Source organism: Streptomyces antimicrobicus (assembly GCF_020532625.1).
In the GTDB taxonomy this organism is placed as follows: Bacteria; Actinomycetota; Actinomycetes; order Streptomycetales; family Streptomycetaceae; genus Streptomyces; species Streptomyces antimicrobicus.
This window is the reverse complement of record NZ_JAJAUY010000146.1, coordinates 1-14,887: the sequence shown is the minus strand read 5'-3', so window position 1 is coordinate 14,887 and position 14,887 is coordinate 1. Positions and strand designations below refer to the sequence as shown.

The 14,887-nt window shown below is 75.6% G+C and carries 15 protein-coding genes and 6 tRNA genes; 10 read left to right on the top strand and 11 right to left on the bottom strand.

Going from position 1 to position 14,887, the window contains the following annotated elements:
• On the top strand, positions 1 to 946 hold a 946-nt coding region (locus LG632_RS25755; RefSeq protein ID WP_374203579.1), incomplete at its 5' end, for an SCO7613 C-terminal domain-containing membrane protein.
• A 1,290-nt stretch (positions 947 to 2,236) separates the two neighbouring features.
• Here the strand turns inward: LG632_RS25755 and LG632_RS25750 are convergent.
• Together LG632_RS25750 and LG632_RS25745 are read right to left on the bottom strand one after the other, a co-directional pair.
• A tRNA-Val gene (locus tag LG632_RS25750) sits at positions 2,237 to 2,308 on the bottom strand.
• 48 nt (positions 2,309 to 2,356) lie between these two features.
• Entirely contained in the window at positions 2,357 to 2,866 is a 510-nt protein-coding gene (locus tag LG632_RS25745) for a TIGR02611 family protein (RefSeq protein ID WP_226729939.1), read from the bottom strand.
• Positions 2,867 to 3,043: 177 nt separating this feature from the next.
• Here LG632_RS25745 and LG632_RS25740 point away from each other — a divergent pair, with 177 nt between their 5' ends.
• Together LG632_RS25740 and LG632_RS25735 are read left to right on the top strand one after the other, a co-directional pair.
• On the top strand, positions 3,044 to 3,457 hold the full coding sequence (locus LG632_RS25740) for an SsgA family sporulation/cell division regulator (protein ID WP_030011909.1): 414 nt from the start codon (positions 3,044 to 3,046) through the stop codon (positions 3,455 to 3,457).
• Between the two features lie 273 nt (positions 3,458 to 3,730).
• Complete coding sequence (locus tag LG632_RS25735) at positions 3,731 to 4,333, top strand: CGNR zinc finger domain-containing protein (RefSeq protein WP_226729938.1); 603 nt, start codon at positions 3,731 to 3,733, stop codon at positions 4,331 to 4,333.
• A gap of 196 nt (positions 4,334 to 4,529) precedes the next feature.
• Here the strand turns inward: LG632_RS25735 and LG632_RS25730 are convergent, their stop codons facing one another.
• Positions 4,530 to 4,982: a hypothetical protein gene (locus tag LG632_RS25730; protein WP_226729937.1), complete on the bottom strand. Its 453-nt coding sequence runs from the start codon at positions 4,980 to 4,982 to the stop codon at positions 4,530 to 4,532.
• Between the two features lie 176 nt (positions 4,983 to 5,158).
• Here LG632_RS25730 and LG632_RS25725 point away from each other — a divergent pair, with 176 nt between their 5' ends.
• Positions 5,159 to 5,689: a DsbA family protein gene (locus LG632_RS25725; RefSeq protein WP_226729936.1), complete on the top strand. Its 531-nt coding sequence runs from the start codon at positions 5,159 to 5,161 to the stop codon at positions 5,687 to 5,689.
• 154 nt (positions 5,690 to 5,843) lie between these two features.
• Here LG632_RS25725 and LG632_RS25720 read toward each other — a convergent pair whose 3' ends face one another.
• The 5 genes from LG632_RS25720 to LG632_RS25695 all read right to left on the bottom strand — a co-directional run bounded on the left by LG632_RS25720 (position 5,844) and on the right by LG632_RS25695 (position 10,913).
• On the bottom strand, positions 5,844 to 6,512 hold the full coding sequence (locus LG632_RS25720; RefSeq protein ID WP_226729935.1) for a response regulator: 669 nt from the start codon (positions 6,510 to 6,512) through the stop codon (positions 5,844 to 5,846).
• A 35-nt stretch (positions 6,513 to 6,547) separates the two neighbouring features.
• A complete protein-coding gene (locus tag LG632_RS30370) occupies positions 6,548 to 7,885 on the bottom strand; it encodes a sensor histidine kinase (protein WP_308109173.1) in 1,338 nt (445 codons plus the stop codon).
• A gap of 207 nt (positions 7,886 to 8,092) precedes the next feature.
• A complete protein-coding gene (locus tag LG632_RS25705; RefSeq protein WP_226729934.1) occupies positions 8,093 to 8,950 on the bottom strand; it encodes a GNAT family N-acetyltransferase in 858 nt (285 codons plus the stop codon).
• A gap of 86 nt (positions 8,951 to 9,036) precedes the next feature.
• Complete coding sequence (locus LG632_RS25700) at positions 9,037 to 9,858, bottom strand: aminotransferase class IV (RefSeq protein WP_226729933.1); 822 nt, start codon at positions 9,856 to 9,858, stop codon at positions 9,037 to 9,039.
• Entirely contained in the window at positions 9,855 to 10,913 is a 1,059-nt protein-coding gene (locus LG632_RS25695; RefSeq protein ID WP_226729932.1) for a chorismate-binding protein, read from the bottom strand. Before LG632_RS25695 ends, LG632_RS25700 begins: the two co-directional genes overlap by 4 nt.
• Before the next feature lie 181 nt (positions 10,914 to 11,094).
• Here LG632_RS25695 and LG632_RS25690 point away from each other — a divergent pair.
• The 5 genes from LG632_RS25690 (at position 11,095) to LG632_RS25670 (ending at position 11,586) form a co-directional block, all read left to right on the top strand.
• A tRNA-Gly gene (locus LG632_RS25690) sits at positions 11,095 to 11,167 on the top strand.
• Between the two features lie 40 nt (positions 11,168 to 11,207).
• A tRNA-Cys gene (locus LG632_RS25685) sits at positions 11,208 to 11,281 on the top strand.
• Position 11,282: 1 nt separating this feature from the next.
• Positions 11,283 to 11,354 (top strand) — tRNA-Val (locus LG632_RS25680).
• Positions 11,355 to 11,398: 44 nt separating this feature from the next.
• Positions 11,399 to 11,470 (top strand) — tRNA-Val (locus LG632_RS25675).
• Positions 11,471 to 11,514: 44 nt separating this feature from the next.
• A tRNA-Val gene (locus LG632_RS25670) sits at positions 11,515 to 11,586 on the top strand.
• Between the two features lie 48 nt (positions 11,587 to 11,634).
• Here LG632_RS25670 and LG632_RS25665 read toward each other — a convergent pair.
• From LG632_RS25665 to LG632_RS25655, 3 genes are all read right to left on the bottom strand, one after another.
• Complete coding sequence (locus LG632_RS25665; protein ID WP_226729931.1) at positions 11,635 to 11,937, bottom strand: TFIIB-type zinc ribbon-containing protein; 303 nt, start codon at positions 11,935 to 11,937, stop codon at positions 11,635 to 11,637.
• A gap of 63 nt (positions 11,938 to 12,000) precedes the next feature.
• Entirely contained in the window at positions 12,001 to 12,942 is a 942-nt protein-coding gene (locus tag LG632_RS25660; RefSeq protein WP_226729940.1) for a phosphotransferase family protein, read from the bottom strand.
• Between the two features lie 236 nt (positions 12,943 to 13,178).
• Positions 13,179 to 13,364 carry a hypothetical protein gene (locus tag LG632_RS25655; RefSeq protein WP_226729930.1) on the bottom strand — a complete coding sequence of 62 codons (186 nt, stop codon included), beginning with the start codon at positions 13,362 to 13,364 and terminating at the stop codon, positions 13,179 to 13,181.
• 551 nt (positions 13,365 to 13,915) lie between these two features.
• On the opposite strand from LG632_RS25655, the gene LG632_RS25650 reads away from it, so the two are divergent.
• Positions 13,916 to 14,887, top strand: a 972-nt coding sequence (locus tag LG632_RS25650; RefSeq protein WP_226729929.1) for a serine/threonine-protein kinase, incomplete at its 3' end; no start/stop codon positions are given.

Below are 14,887 nucleotides of genomic sequence, written 5' to 3'. Positions count from 1 at the left end.
GGCGGCCGCCGGGTGCGCGCTGGCGGGGGCGCTGAGCGTGTCGGTGGGCGCGCTGGACGGCCGGGCGGCGACGTTCGCCGTGGGGATCGCACTGGGCGGCGCGTGCGCGGTGACGGCCGCGTCGGCGAGTGCGCCGCGCCCCGTCCGGCAGGGCGCGGCGGCGGGCGCGGTGGCGTACGCGACGGGACTGACGGTGGCCTCCGCGGCGCTGCTGGAGCTGCCGGTCGCCCGGTGGGGGCTGCCGGTGCTGCTGGTCCCGGCCGCGGTGGTGGCGTGCGCGCCCCGGCTGGGCGCCGTACGCGTCGCGGCGGAGGTGGCGGGCGCGGTGGCCGGCGCGCTGGCGGTGGCCCTGGCGGCCTCCGACCCGGCCACATGGTCGCTGGTGCTGGCGCTGGCCGGGGTGGTGTGCGCGGGCGCGGCGGTGCGGCCGGAGCGCCGGGCCGCCGGCTGGGCGGCCGGGGCACTGCTGGTGGCGGCCAGCTGGGTGCGGCTGGCGGCGTCCGGCGTGGCGGTGCCGGAGGCGTACACGCTGCCGGTGACGGTCCCGGCGCTGGTGGTGGGCTTCCTGCGGCGGCGCCGGGACCCGGAGGCCTCCTCGTGGGTGGCGTACGGCGGGGGGCTGGCGGCCACGCTGCTGCCCAGCCTGGTGGCGGCGTGGGGGGACCCGCACTGGCTGCGCCCGCTGCTGCTGGGGCTGGGAGCCCTCGGGGTCACCCTGGCGGGCGCCCGCGGCCGGCTCCAGGCGCCGCTGCTCCTGGGCGCGGTGACGCTGGCGCTGGTGGCCGTGCACGAGCTCGCGCCGTACGTCGTCCAGGTCGTGGACGCCCTGCCGCGGTGGCTGCCGCCGGCCCTGGCGGGGGTGCTGCTGCTGGCCGTGGGCGCGACGTACGAACGCCGCCTCCGCGACGCCCGCCGCCTCCGCAACGCCCTGACCCGCCTCCACTGACCCCCGCCGCCGCCTCCGCCCCGGCGGCGGGGCGGAGGCGGCGGGGCCGGCGGCCAGGCGGGAGGTACGCCCCCGGGGGCGCCGCGGCCCCCTCCCGACCCGGGAACCGGCTCCGGAACGGCGCAACCGGCCACGAGGGAAGCGCGGGCCCGGCGCCACCGCAGGTGGGTCCGGATCCCGCCGCGACCGGGCCACTGCCCAGGCGGAAGGAGCGCCCCCGACTACGGCAGGCCGGGCCCGGCGGCCCTGCGGACCCCTCCGACGGGAGAACCGGCTCCGGAACGGCGCAACGGGCCACGCCGGGACCGCGGGCCCGGTCCAGCGCCGCAGTCGGGCCCCCGGCGTCGCCGGGAACGGGTCCCGGCAGGCACCGAAAGCACCTCCCCGGTGGTGCCGGAAACGGGGCTCCGGCCGGGGCGGAAGATTTGGCCGCGCTGCACCGCAAGCCCGGTCCCGGCGGCCCGGAAGCGAATCCCGGACCGCCCCTGACGGGTTGCCCTTGCCACGCCTGGAGGGGCCGCAGCGGCGCAGGCAGCCGGGCCATGCCTCAAGCGGCCCGGCCCTGCCGGAGTCCTGGCGTCGGCTGCGCCGCGAGCCCGTGCCGGGGCCGTGCCGGAACCGGCGACCGGCCCCTCGCGCCTCCGAACCGGACCGGCAGGCGCCCACAGCACTCCCCGATGAGCCCTCGGCCACCCGAAGCGGGCCCTCCACCCGGGGAACCGGGTCCGGAACGTGCTTGGCTGGCTACGCCGGAAGCACGGCCCCGACAGCCCCGCAGGCGGGCCCCGGCCCCGTCGGGAACGGGTCTGCCCGGCAGGCACCGAAAGCACCTCCCCGGCCGCGCCGAATAGCCCCCGCTTGCGCCGGGGGCCGGGTTTCCCGCTCCCGCAGGCGACATCGGAAGGATGCTCCGGCAGCGCGGCCTGCCAGTCCCCGGCCACCCCACGCGGGCCCCTCCCGACCCGGGAACCGGCCCCGGAACGGCGCAACCGGCGACGCCGGAAGCGCGGGCCCGGCGGCGCCGGAAGGCGCTCCCGGGCCGCTCACCGGGTGTGCCGGGGCGGCTGGGCCGGTCGGGGGAAATCTTCGGGCGGCTTTCCCGCGCTCGCCGGAGGCGTCGGGACGATGCTCCGGCAGGGCGGGGAGCGATTGCTCGGTCGCAGCGGCAGCGGGCCCTCACGAGCCGGGGAGCGGGTCCCGGGCCGGGCCGGGCCGGATCGGTGGCCCGGGCGGGGTGGGGAAACGGCAAGGGCCCGGAGACCTTGGCGGTCTCCGGGCCCTTGGTCCCGGTGGGCGATACTGGGTTCGAACCAGTGACCTCTTCGGTGTGAACGAAGCGCTCTCCCACTGAGCTAATCGCCCGGGCGCACCGCAAACATTACCGCATGTCAGCGGTGCTTCCGACCACCGTCACTGGTCCTCGAGCCGCCAGGGCAGGACCAGCCCGTACTTCCACAGGTAGAACCCGATCAGCGCACCGGCGATCACCAGCCCGGTGGTGGTCAGGATGATGTTGCGGCGGCGGACCTTGGGGTCGAGCGCCTTCTGGGCGGCCTCGGTGACCTTGCGCTTCGTCCAGTGCAGCACGACGTGGGCCCACGCGAACTCGGTGGCCCAGATCGCCAGGCCCGCGAAGATCGCGACCCAGCCGGGGCCGGGCAGGACCAGCATGGCCGCGCCGGCGCCGATGACGGCGAGGCCGACGACGAAGACGCCGACCTGCCAGCTCAGGTGCAGGCTCCTGCTGCGCTTGATGAAGGCGGGCGCCCGCGACACGTGCGGGGTCCTCTCCGCGGCTGCGGCGGGCTCCGCCGCGCCGCCGGCGGCGCGGCCCGCCGCGGCCGCCTCGGTGGTCGCTTCGGTGGTTGCTTCTGCGGCCGCTGCCGGGCGCTCGCCCGGCCGGTCACTCCCCGTACTCATGCGCCCGAATCTACCCGAGCCGGAAGCACACGGGAACGACCGTCCGGATCCGCCGTCCGAGGGACCCAGACGTCCGCAAAACGGTCAGAGGGGTTTACAACGGCACCGTAGGTGGCATGTCGATTTCGCCGACGTGCGAATCCCCGAGCGCACACTGAGCGAAAGGCCCTGGCGCTTATGAACACCACGGTCAGCTGCGAGCTGCACCTGCGCCTCGTTGTGTCGAGCGAGTCCTCACTGCCTGTTCCCGCGGGCCTGCGGTATGACACGGCCGATCCCTACGCCGTGCACGCCACCTTCCACACCGGCGCCGAGGAGACGGTCGAGTGGGTCTTCGCCCGCGATCTCCTCGCGGAGGGCCTGCACCGGCCCACCGGTACCGGCGACGTCCGCGTCTGGCCGTCCCGCAGTCACGGCCAGGGCGTCGTCTGCATCGCCCTGAGCTCACCGGAGGGAGAAGCCCTGCTCGAAGCCCCCGCCCGAGCCCTCGAGTCGTTCCTGAAGCGCACCGATGCCGCGGTGCCGCCCGGCACCGAGCATCGCCACTTCGACCTCGACAAGGAGCTCTCCCACATCCTGGCCGAGAGCTGAGCCGGCCCGACAGGGCGCGCGCCCGGCGGTAGCCGGGGCGCCGGCTGGGGAACGTCCGCACCGTCCGACTCGGGGCGACGGTGCGGGACGACAACCACATACGGCAGGACCGGCGCTGTCCCCGCGGGAGCCACCCGCGAGGACAGCGCCGTCGCACTGCGGGGGCCGGGGACCGCCGGGGGTGGCTCCCACCTGCGGGTCGGGGCGACTATTGTCGCCCAGCAACGGCGGCACCGGCCCGCCGCCGCGAGCCTGCCCCTGAGGGAGTTCACCGTGCAGATCCCCCACGACACCCGTCGCGCGCTCGACGTCGTCGTCGCGCTGGTGAACACCGCACCGGAGGGCGATCAGCCCGATCTGCTGGCCGACGTCCGCGCGCTGCGCACGTTCGTCCACGAGCACGCGATCAGCGACGTCGGCGAGCTCGGCGCCCGCGACCTGGCCGGCGTACGGACGGTGCGCGGCAAGTTCGGCCAGGTCTTCGCCGCGCCGAACGCCAGGACCGCGGCCGGGCTGATCAACGAGCTGGTGGCCACGGCCGGCACCACCCCGCAGCTGACCGACCACGACGGCTACGACTGGCACGTGCACTACTTCGCGCCGGGCGCCTCGGTCGGCGACCACCTGGCGGCCGACGGCGGCATGGCCCTGGCCTTCATCGTCGTCTCCGGCGAGCAGGAGCGGCTGCGCCGCTGCGAGGCCCCGGACTGCCGGCGCGCCTTCGTGGACCTCTCCCGCAACCGCTCGCGCCGCTACTGCGACAGCCGGACCTGCGGGAACCGGCTGCACGTGGCGGCGTACCGGGCCCGGCGCAAGTCAGAGCAGGAAGAGGTCGTGCACGGCGGCGGACAGAAGCAGCACGCCGATCACCCCTAAGAAGATCATCAACGGCGGCTGGGAAAGCGCGAAGAGGCAGCCGCGGGGCTCTTCCTCGGCAGGGGTGTGTGCGGCCGGGACGGGGCCCGGGGGCTCACCCTGGGATGTGTCGAGCATGTCGGGGCGATGATGACGCAGCCGCTCCCGATTGCGCCCTCAACACGCCATGCGCGGTGCGGGAGTTCGCCGGATCCGGTCAGATCCCGTGCTTCTTCAGGATGGCCTCGATGTCGGAGAAGTCGTCCGCGGGCGGGGCCGCGGACGCCGGGCGGCCGCCCTGCCGCGCGCCGCTGCCGAGCGAGGGCGCGGAGGCCCCGGGCGCCACGGCCGGGGCCCCGGAACCGCCCCGGGCCGCCTTGCGGCCGCCGGACTCCTCGCCGGAGCCGGAGCGCACGGCGCGGCGTTCGGCCAGCCTGGTGGCCGCAAGGAGCAGCCAGGCCAGGCCCAGCAGGCCGAAGCCGGCCCACACCACGGGGTCGAAGACGATCTGGGAGACCCACTCCACCAGGCCCGTCATCACCAGGGCCACGGGGACGAGCGCGTACGCGAAGATCCGCGTCGCCGCCCGCCATCGCCTGCGGTACGCCGTCAGGGCGGCGATGCCCAGGCCGGCCGCGGACGCCGCGGAGCAGATGGTCTCGGCAAGCATGGCGGTCCTCCGGCCCTGGGCGCTGTCGTCCCTTCCATCCTGCACCGGCCGCCCCCGCGGCGGCCACGGCCGGGCGCGATCCGGCGCGGATCTCCGGGAGATCTCGGGGTCGGTCCTCCTCCTCGGGGCCAGGTGCCGGTGCGGCCGGCCCTGCGGGCGGCTGGGAGACTGTCCCCATGAACGGTTCCCAGCCCGCCGGCTCCCCCTCCCCCGTGGTCCTCGACGTCTGGTGCGAACTCCAGTGCCCGGACTGCCACGCCGCCCTGGACGACGTACGCGCCCTGCGGGCCCGGTACGGCGACCGGCTGGACGTCCGGCTGCGGCACTTCCCGCTGGAGAAGCACAAGCACGCGTTCGCCGCGGCGCAGGCCGCCGAGGAGGCGCTGGAGCAGGGGCAGGGCTGGCCCTACGTGGAGGCGGTGCTCGCGCGCACGGCGGAGCTCGGTGAGCGGGGCGAGCCGGTGCTCCTCGACGTGGCCCGCGAACTCGGCCTGGACGCCGAGGAGTTCGACACCGCGCTGATCGACGGCCGGCACATCCTGATCGTGGACGCCGACCAGGCCGAGGGCAAGGCGATCGGCGTGACCGGCACTCCGACGTACGTGATCGGCGGCGAGCGCCTGGACGGCGGCAAGAGCCAGGAAGGGCTGCGCGAGCGCATCGAGGAGATCGCCGACCGGCTGCTGGCCGGTTCCGCCGAGGGCTGACCGGGCGCCGGGCGGGCTCCTGGGGACCGGACAGGACAGGCGCGGGGGCAGCTCCCCGTCCACCGGGCGGGCCCCGTCCACCGGGCGGGCCCCGTCCACCGGGCGGGCCCCGGACACCGAGGGCCACCCGGGCCCGGCCGAGCCGGAGACAGTCCTACGGCCGACTGGCCAGGCCCGTCTCGTACGCGAAGACCACGGCCTGGGCCCGGCTGCTCAGGCCCAGCTTGCTCATGCAGCGGTGCACGTGGGTCTTGATCGTGGCCGCGCTGAGCACCAGCCGCTCGGCGATGTCGGAGTTCGACAGCCCGGCGCCGACCAGGCCGAGCACCTCCACCTCGCGCGGGGTCAGCACCTCCAGCCCCGGGTGGGACGCCCGCGGCGCGGCGACGCGCGGGGTGTAGGCCTGGACGAGGTGGGCCACGACGGCGGGGCTGAAGAGCATGTCCCCGGCGTGCACGGTCTCGATGGCCGCGAGCAGCCGGTCCGCCGGGGTGTCCTTGAGCAGGAAGCCGCAGGCCCCGGCGCGCAGCGCCCCGTAGACGTACTCGTCGAGGTCGAAGGTGGTGAGCACGAACACCTTCGGCAGCGGACCGGAGCGGGTGGCGGCGTCGGCGAGGATCCGTTCCGTGGCGGTGATGCCGTCGACTCCGGGCATCCGGATGTCCATCAGGACGACGTCCGGGCGCAGTTCGGCGGCCAGCCGCACCGCCTCCTCGCCGTCGGCGGCCTCCCCGACCAGCTCGATGCCGGGCGCGGCGCGCAGCAGCGCGGCCAGACCGCTGCGGATCAGGTACTGGTCGTCGACCACGAGCACCGAGGGCACCGCCCGGCCTCCTGCCTCGGGCGTCGCGCCCGGTCTCACCTGCCGCCGGTCACGGGCAGCGTCAGCCTCACCTCGAACCCTCCGTGCGGGGCGGGGCCGGCCGTCACCGTCCCGCCGTAGATGGTGACCCGCTCGCGCATGCCGATCAAGCCGAGTCCCGGACGCGTGGCCGGGCTGTCCGAAAGTGGCCGCTGCCCGTCGTCGGTGACGGTGACGGCCAGTTCGCCGGGCCGGTAGTCGACGACGACGCGCACCAGGGTGGCGGTGGGGGCGTGCTTGAGGACGTTGGTGAGCGCCTCCTGCACCACCCGGTACGCGCACAGGTCCGCCCCCGCCTGCAGCGCGTACGGGGTCCCGGTGGTGCGCAGGGCCACCTGGACGCCGGTGGCGCCGACCCGGCGGACCAGGTCGTCGAGCCGGGCGAGGCCGGGGGCGGGACCGAGACCCGGGTCGGGGGCGGGGGCGCAGCCGGCCGTGGTGAGGGCGTCGGGGCCCTCGCCGTCCCCGCTGCGCAGCAGGACCAGCATCCGGCGCATCTCCGCCATGGCCTCGTGGCTGCTGCCGGCGATGGTCTCCAACGCGCCGAGCGCGGTGCCGGGGTCGGAGGCGAAGACGTAGCGGGCCAGTCCGCTCTGGACGGAGATGACCGAGACGTGGTGGGCGATGACGTCGTGCAGTTCACGGGCCATGCGCAGCCGTTCCTCGGCCACGGCCCGGCGGGAACGTTCCTCCTGTTCGTGGCGCAGCGCCCGGGTGAGGGCGGCCAGCCGTTCGCCGCGCTCCGCCATCCGCCGGGAGCCGTCCCCGGCCACCCAGCACACGACGGTCGTCACGGTCACGAACGCGACGCTGAGCCCCCCGATCCCCGGCTCGGCGAGCCGGGTCCCCCACAGCAGCACGACGAGCGCGACCCCGGCGCAGCGCAGGGAGGTGCGGCGCGGGCGCAGGGCGGCGACGGTGTAGAGGGCGAGGGCGAGACCGCACACGACGACCACGTGGTAGTAGCCGAGGGTGAAGTAGCCGAGGACGGCGGCGGCGACCCAGCCGAACAGGGCGACGGGGGCCCGGCGGCGCAGCGCGAGCGGCAGGTAGACCGCGGCCAGCAGGGCGTAGGCCCAGCGGTCGGTGTCGCGCCAGTAGCCGTAGGGGTCGGGCCAGTTGTGGAGCATGGTGAAGGAGATGCCGAACGAACCGACGGCGTAGCCGACTTCGGCGACGTGCGGCAGGGCACGGCGGGCCGCGGACCGGATCCGGTCGGTCCGGTCGGTTCCGTCGGTCCCCCCGGTCCGGTGGGTCCGGTCGGTCCCGTCGGCCCGGTCGGTCCCGTCGGTCCCGTCGCGGCGCGGGTCGGGCAGTACGGACGGCGCTGACACCGTCCGAGCGTATGCGGCGCACGGCGGGCGCGTCCCGGGTGACGGCAGACGTACCACCCTGGTGGTAGCCGGCACCCGCTGTGGGGGGAGGCGGGTTCAACCCGTGGTGGGGCGCGGGCCCCGGGCGGCCGCGGTTAGGTTTCCCTTGCACCACCGCTCCCCACAGCCAGGCCCCGTCCCCCTGTACGGGGGTCGGGGGGACGGGGCCTACCAGAGCGGCTTGCCCAGGTGCACGGTGGTGGTGCGGTAGCCGAGCGACGCGTACAGGCCGCGGGCCGGGGTGTTGCCGGAGTCGACGAACAGGGCGATCCGCCGGGCTCCCGCGGCCAGCGCGACCCGTTCGGCCTGGAGCAGCAGGCCGCGGCCGTGGCCCCGGCCGCGGTGGGCGGCGTCGACCTCGACGTCGTAGACGTAGGCGCCGCTGCCGCCCCCGGGCAGTTCCTGCCCGGTGGCCACCCAGACGTGCCCCAGCGGCTCTCGGCGGTCGGCCGCTGCCGCCTCCAGGACGCTGATGCTCATGCCCTCGGTCGCCGGTCCCTGGGGCAGCAGCTCGGTGTGCTGGGCGGCCGAGAACGCGCGGGCCTCCTCGGGGCCGAGGCCCGACCGCTCCTGGCAGCGCTCGGCGTACGAGGCGACGGCCCGCGGCAGCCAGCGCGCGTACTCCGCCTCGGTCATCGGGCGGGCGCCGACACCCTCGGGCAGCGCGGGCGGAGCCGCCGGGAGCTCCTTGCACAGGGTGAGCCCGGACTCGGTGTAGCCCAGCGCGGTGGCCAGGCGCAGCCCGCCGGCGGAGGAGGCGGGGACGGCGACCCGCACCCGGCGGCAGCCCCAGCCGCGCAGCACCTCCTCGCCGGCCAGGGCGGCCACCGTGGCGCGGCCGCGGCCGCGGTCGGGCTCCTCGACGTACAGCTCGCGCAGCTCCCCGACGGCCGGCCCGAGCGGGCCGTCGGCGGCGATCACCAGCGCGCCGACCCTTCTGCTGTTGACGCGGATCTCGTACGGGCGCGAACGCGCCCCCGTCGCGGTCTGCTGGAGCGGCGCGGACGGCCGCAGGGTGGTGGTCATCCCTGGTGTTCTACCCGCCGGCGGCCGCTCGCGTCAGCCCCGCGGCAGGGGCCGTGCGGGAGACCGCCGCAGACGGCGGGGGCCTGTCAGGGGTCCAGGTCCTCGCCGGCCCGCTCGTCGAACAGCCGCATGGCCTCGGCGGTGACCGGTCCGGGGCCGTCCCCGAGGACGCGGTCGTCGAGGCGTACGACGGCCTGGACGTCGCGCAGGGAGGAGGTGAGGAAGATCTCCTCGGCCTCCCGCAGGGCCTCGAAGGGCAGGTCGGTCTCCTTGGCGCCGGTCCATTCCAGCAGCAGGTCCCGGGTGATGCCGGCGAGGCAGCCGGAGGCGAGCGGCGGGGTGTGCAGGACGCCGTCGAGGACGACGAAGACGTTGGAGCCGGTGCCCTCGCAGAGCCGGCCGACGGTGTTGGCGAAGAGGGCCTCGGAGGCGCCGGCGCGGGCGGCGGCGGCCAGGGCGACGACGTTCTCGGCGTAGGAGGTGGTCTTCAGCCCGGCGACGGCGCTGCGCTCGTTGCGGACCCAGTCGACGGTGATCGCGGCGGTGGTGTCGGGCCGCCGGACGGCCTCGGCGAGGGCCACGACGAGCGTGGGGCCGGCCTCGCCGCGGTCCGAGCCGAGCGGGGACACCCCGCCGGTGTAGGTGATGCGCAGCCGGCCGAGCGGCACGGGGCGGGCGGCCAGCACGGCGGCGCAGGCGCGGCGGACCTCGTCGAGGTCGGGGTCGGGCAGGCCCAGCCCCCGGGCCGAGCGGGTGAGCCGGTGCAGGTGCCGGGTGAGGCCGAAGGCCCGGCCGTGCTCGGCCTTGAGCGTCTCGAAGACGCCGTCGCCCACGGTCAGCCCGTGGTCGAACACGGACACTTTCGCGTCGTCGGCGTCCCGCAGCCTGCCGTCGAGCCAGATCGTCACCGTACGGTCCTTCCACTGTCCTGGTACGCGCCCGACGCTACCGCGAGCAGCCGGGCGGCCTTCAGTTCGGTCTCGGCCCATTCCCGCTCGGGGTCGGAGCCCCAGGTGATCCCGGCGCCGGTGCCGAAGAGCAGGCGGGCCCCGCCGGGCGCCTCGCGGTCGATCCAGAAGGTCCGGATGCCGACGGCGAGCTCCCCGGTGCCGCGGTCGGCGTCGACCCAGCCGATGCCGCCGCAGTAGGGGCCGCGGGGGGAGGTCTCCAGGGCGTCGATGATCCGCAGCGCGGAGGACTTCGGGGCGCCGGTGACGGAGCCGGGCGGGAAGGTGGCGGCGAGCAGCTCGGCCCAGCCGGCGCCTTCGGCGAGGTCCCCGCTGACGGTGGAGACGAGGTGGACCAGGCCGGGGTGCTCCTCGACGGCGCACAGCTCGGGGACGGCGACGGAGCCGGTGGCGCAGACGCGGCCGAGGTCGTTGCGGACCAGGTCGACGATCATGACGTTCTCGGCGTGGTCCTTCTCCAGCAGGTCCGCCGCGGTGCGGCCGGTGCCCTTGATGGGGCCGGACTCGACGTGCCGGCCCCGGCGGCGCAGGTACAGCTCGGGCGAGGCGGTGGCGATCTCCACGCCGTGGGCCGGCAGCCGAATCGTTCCTGCATAGGGGGCGGGGTTGCCCCGGGCGAGCAGCGCCGTCAGGGCGTCCACGTCGGCCCCGGCCGGATCGGGCAGCGGCGCGGACATCACCCGGCACAGATTGGCCTGGTAGACCTCGCCGGCCGCGATGTGCTCGCGGATCCGCCGGACGCCGGACACGTACGCGTCGCGGTCCAGGGAGGAGGTCCACGCGCCGGCGGCGGGGCCGCGCCAGGCGCCGGGGACGGGTGCGGGGACCGGGTCGGGGCGTATGTCCCCGAAGCGCGCGCACACCAGCCGGCCCTCGAAGTCCGCCGCCACCGCCCAGAAGCCGGTGGCCTCCAGGGCGGCGGGATCGCTGGTCACGTCGCGCAGATCGGTCGCGAGGAGGCCGCCGAAGCGGGCCATGGGAGGCAGATCGTGCACGGCTGTGAGTCTATGACCGGCGGCCGAAAGGCGCCGGTGAGGTGACCTCGGGATGACGGCTGGTGATCGGACGGCAGCACGCTGCGGAAACGCGTTTTTGAGCTGGCCCGGGAATCCGCTAGAGTTCAACACGTCGCCGGGACGCGGCGGGGAAAAACCCCGAAGCGGAACGGGCCGACAGGCGGACGTGGCTCAGTTGGTAGAGCATCACCTTGCCAAGGTGAGGGTCGCGAGTTCGAATCTCGTCGTCCGCTCGAAGTGGGGGATCTTCCCGAGACCCCCTGCTACTGACGGGGTGGAGTGGCCGAGAGGCGAGGCAACGGCCTGCAAAGCCGTCTACACGGGTTCAAATCCCGTCTCCACCTCCAAGGACGATTAGCTCAGCGGGAGAGCGCTTCCCTGACACGGAAGAGGTCACTGGTTCAATCCCAGTATCGTCCACGCAGTAACACGCAGTACCCACGATCTCCGGGTCGTGGTCCCGAGGACGATTAGCTCAGCGGGAGAGCGCTTCCCTGACACGGAAGAGGTCACTGGTTCAATCCCAGTATCGTCCACGCAGTAACACGCAGTACCCACGGCCTCCGGGTCGTGGTCCCGAGGACGATTAGCTCAGCGGGAGAGCGCTTCCCTGACACGGAAGAGGTCACTGGTTCAATCCCAGTATCGTCCACCGCACCGAGAGCCCCGGCCGTCTCCACGGCCGGGGCTCTCGCGTTGCTCAGGAGGAGAAGAGCAGCCGGCCGAAGCCGCGGTGGCCGTGGCCGTGTCCGTGGTGGCCGCCGTGGTGCGGGGCTCCCCACGCGGGGGCGGCGGCGTGCGCGGCCGGGTAGGCGGGCGGCGCGGGCGGGGCGGCCGGCGGGGGCACCTGGCCGTACCCGCCGGTGTACTGGGCCTCCAGCCGGGTCAGGGCCTCCAGCTCGCCGTAGTCCAGGAAGATCCCCCGGCAGTTGCTGCACTGCTCGATCTGGACACCGCTGCGGTTGTACGTGTGCATCACCGCGTGGCACTTCGGACACTGCATGATCGGCTCAACTCCTCGCCGTCGTACGTCGCCACGGACCGGCGCCGTGGCACGCGCCACACCCTACGGCGTACCGGCCGGTCCCCCGTCGGGCGGGAGGACGGATATCCGGGCGCAGGCATCGGTCAGGGCCCGGTCCACCCCGTCCAGCCGGCGCCCGGCCTCGGCCGCCTTGGCGACCGCGAGAGCGGCGCTCTGCACCGTGAGCGCCCGTGCCGCGAGGTCGAGCCGGGGCCAGGGGTCCGCGTCGGCCGGGCCGGCCGCCGGGCCGCCCGCGGCCCGGTAGGCCTCCAGGAAGCGCAGCCACGCCCCGGGGTCCAGCAGCCCGGCGGCGTACCAGGCGGCGGGCCGGGCCAGGTCCCAGGCGGGGTCGCCCAGCCCGAGGTCGTCCACGTCGATCAGCCGCCAGGGCCCGCCCGGGGCGGGGTGCCGCACCAGCTGGCCCAGGTGCAGGTCGCCGTGGCAGAGCGCGCCGGCGGCGGGCGCCGGCTCCGCCCCGCGAGCCCAGCCGGGCAGCCGCGCGGCGGCCGCCCGGACCTGCTCGGCCTCGGGGTACGGATGCCCGTAGGGACCGGCGGGGCCGGCCGCCCGGGTCATGCGGCGCAGCGCCCGGGCCACCTTCGCCGGGCCGCGCATCGGCGGGAGCGGGCCCGGCAGGGCGGCGACAGGCGTGCGGTGCAGCGCGGCCAGCAGGCGGGCCGCCTCCTCCCAGGGGGCGTCCTCGGGGCGCTCGGGGTCGACGGGGGCGCCGTAGGGCCACAGCGAGACCGGACGGCCCCGGACCTCGCCCGCGGCGGGGCGTACGGGAGCCAGCAGGACCGGTGCCAGGGCGGGGTCGGCGGCGATCCGCAGCCGTACGGCGAGGGCGGGGCGGTCGGTGTCACCGGCGTGGGCCTTGACGACCAGGTCGCGGCAGCGGACCACGGTGGCGTCCGCGCGGTCGGCCAGGACCTCGTAGCCGGTGTGCTCGGGCCCGTCGGACCGGCCGGGCACGTGCGCGGCCAGGGCGGCGGGGAGGGAAACGGTCACGGACACCCCCAGGTCGTACGGGGCGGTCGCCCCCGGGGGATCGTACGCGGCACGCCGCGCGGGGCGCCGGGCCCGGACGAACGGGTGCTGCCCGTACGACTCCCCAGTCGTACGGGCAGCGCCCTTTCACTGCCGTCCGCCCTACCCCCGTCCCCACGGGGTCGTGGCTGCGATGACCGGCCCGGGCCGCTCTCCCCGGCCGGCGGCGCCGCTCAGCGCCCCAGCATCGCGCCCACGGACGACGCCTGTGTCACCACCGCGTCCCAGCCGCCGAAGAGGACGACCAGGAGGGTGGCCAGGGGGAGGACCATCGCGACGGCCACCAGCGGGTGGCGTGTACCGGACTCATGGCCGTTGAACGCGAACGCCTTGCGTCCCGATCGTGCGACGTGCGCCATGATCCTCTCCCTGTTCGTCTTGGTCGCGGCGGGCGTGTGACCTCGGGGGACGAGTGCGCCACCCGCCGCTTGTGCTCCACCTTAGGCGCGCTGAATCCCCGTGGCCTCATGCCCTCGTACCCTTTGGCGGGCCTACAGGAGGATGACGGCACCGGAGGCGGCGTACTCCCCTGGGTGGAGACGCCTCCCCCGGAGTGCGGGTCTTCCCGGAAGGGGTCACCGCGAGTGAGTGACTTCGCTCACGCGCGTCACTCCCCGCACACGGGCCTCGCCGTACGGTGCTCCGGTCGCACCGGCCCGCGGCGCCCGCGCGCCCCGACCCGACCGGCGGGATCCGGCCGGCGCCGACGGCGGGGTCAAGATCCTTGCGCCGCAAGCCCGTTGGCCGCACATCCGTACGAGGCCGCGGCGGCGGTCCGCGGGCCTGAGCCTCCCTCAAGTGTGCTGCGCCGCACTGACAATCGAATCTCCCGACCAGGGCGCGGCCTCTGAGCGCGCGTGGCGGATCGTCCGTAAGCTGTGCCACGTCAACAGGACGACCGGTCAGCGGGGTGGACATGGCGATGATGCGGCTCCGACGCGAGGACCCGCGAGTCGTCGGCTCGTTCAGGCTGCACCGGCGGCTCGGTGCCGGCGGCATGGGTGTGGTCTACCTCGGCTCGGACCGCCGCGGCCAGCGCGTCGCGCTCAAGGTGATCCGGCCCGATCTGGCCGAGGACCAGGAGTTCCGTTCGCGGTTCGCGCGTGAGGTGTCCGCCGCCCGGCGGATCCGCGGCGGCTGCACGGCCCGGCTGGTGGCCGCGGACCTGGAGGCCGAGCGGCCGTGGTTCGCCACCCAGTACGTGCCCGGGCCCTCGCTGCACGACAAGGTGGCCGAGGAGGGGCCGCTGGGCGCCGCCCAGATCGCGGCGATCGGCGCCGCGCTCTCGGAGGGCCTGGTCGCCGTGCACGAGGCCGGCGTGGTCCACCGCGACCTGAAGCCCTCGAACATCCTGCTCTCCCCCAAGGGCCCCCGCATCATCGACTTCGGCATCGCCTGGGCCACCGGTGCCAGCACCCTCACCCATGTCGGGACCGCCGTCGGCTCCCCCGGCTTCCTCGCGCCCGAGCAGGTGCGCGGCGCGGTCGTGACCCCGGCCACCGACGTCTTCGCCCTGGGCGCCACGCTCGCCTACGCGGCGACGGCGGACTCCCCCTTCGGGCACGGCAGTTCCGAGGTCATGCTCTACCGGGTGGTGCACGAGGAGCCGCAGCTGATCGGTGTACCGGACTCGCTGGCGCCGCTGGTGCGGGCGTGCCTGGCCAAGGACCCCGAGGAGCGGCCGAGCACGCTCCAGCTGTCGATGCGGCTGAAGGAGATCGCGGCGCGGGAGGCGCAGGGCCTGTCCGACGCGCGCCCGCCCGCCCCGCGACCGCGGGCCGAACGCCCGTCCGGGCGGCTCACCCCCGCCTACGCCGACCAGCGCACGCAGCGGGCCAGCATCCGGGCCACCGTCGTCAGCACCGACCGCTCGTCGGGGGAG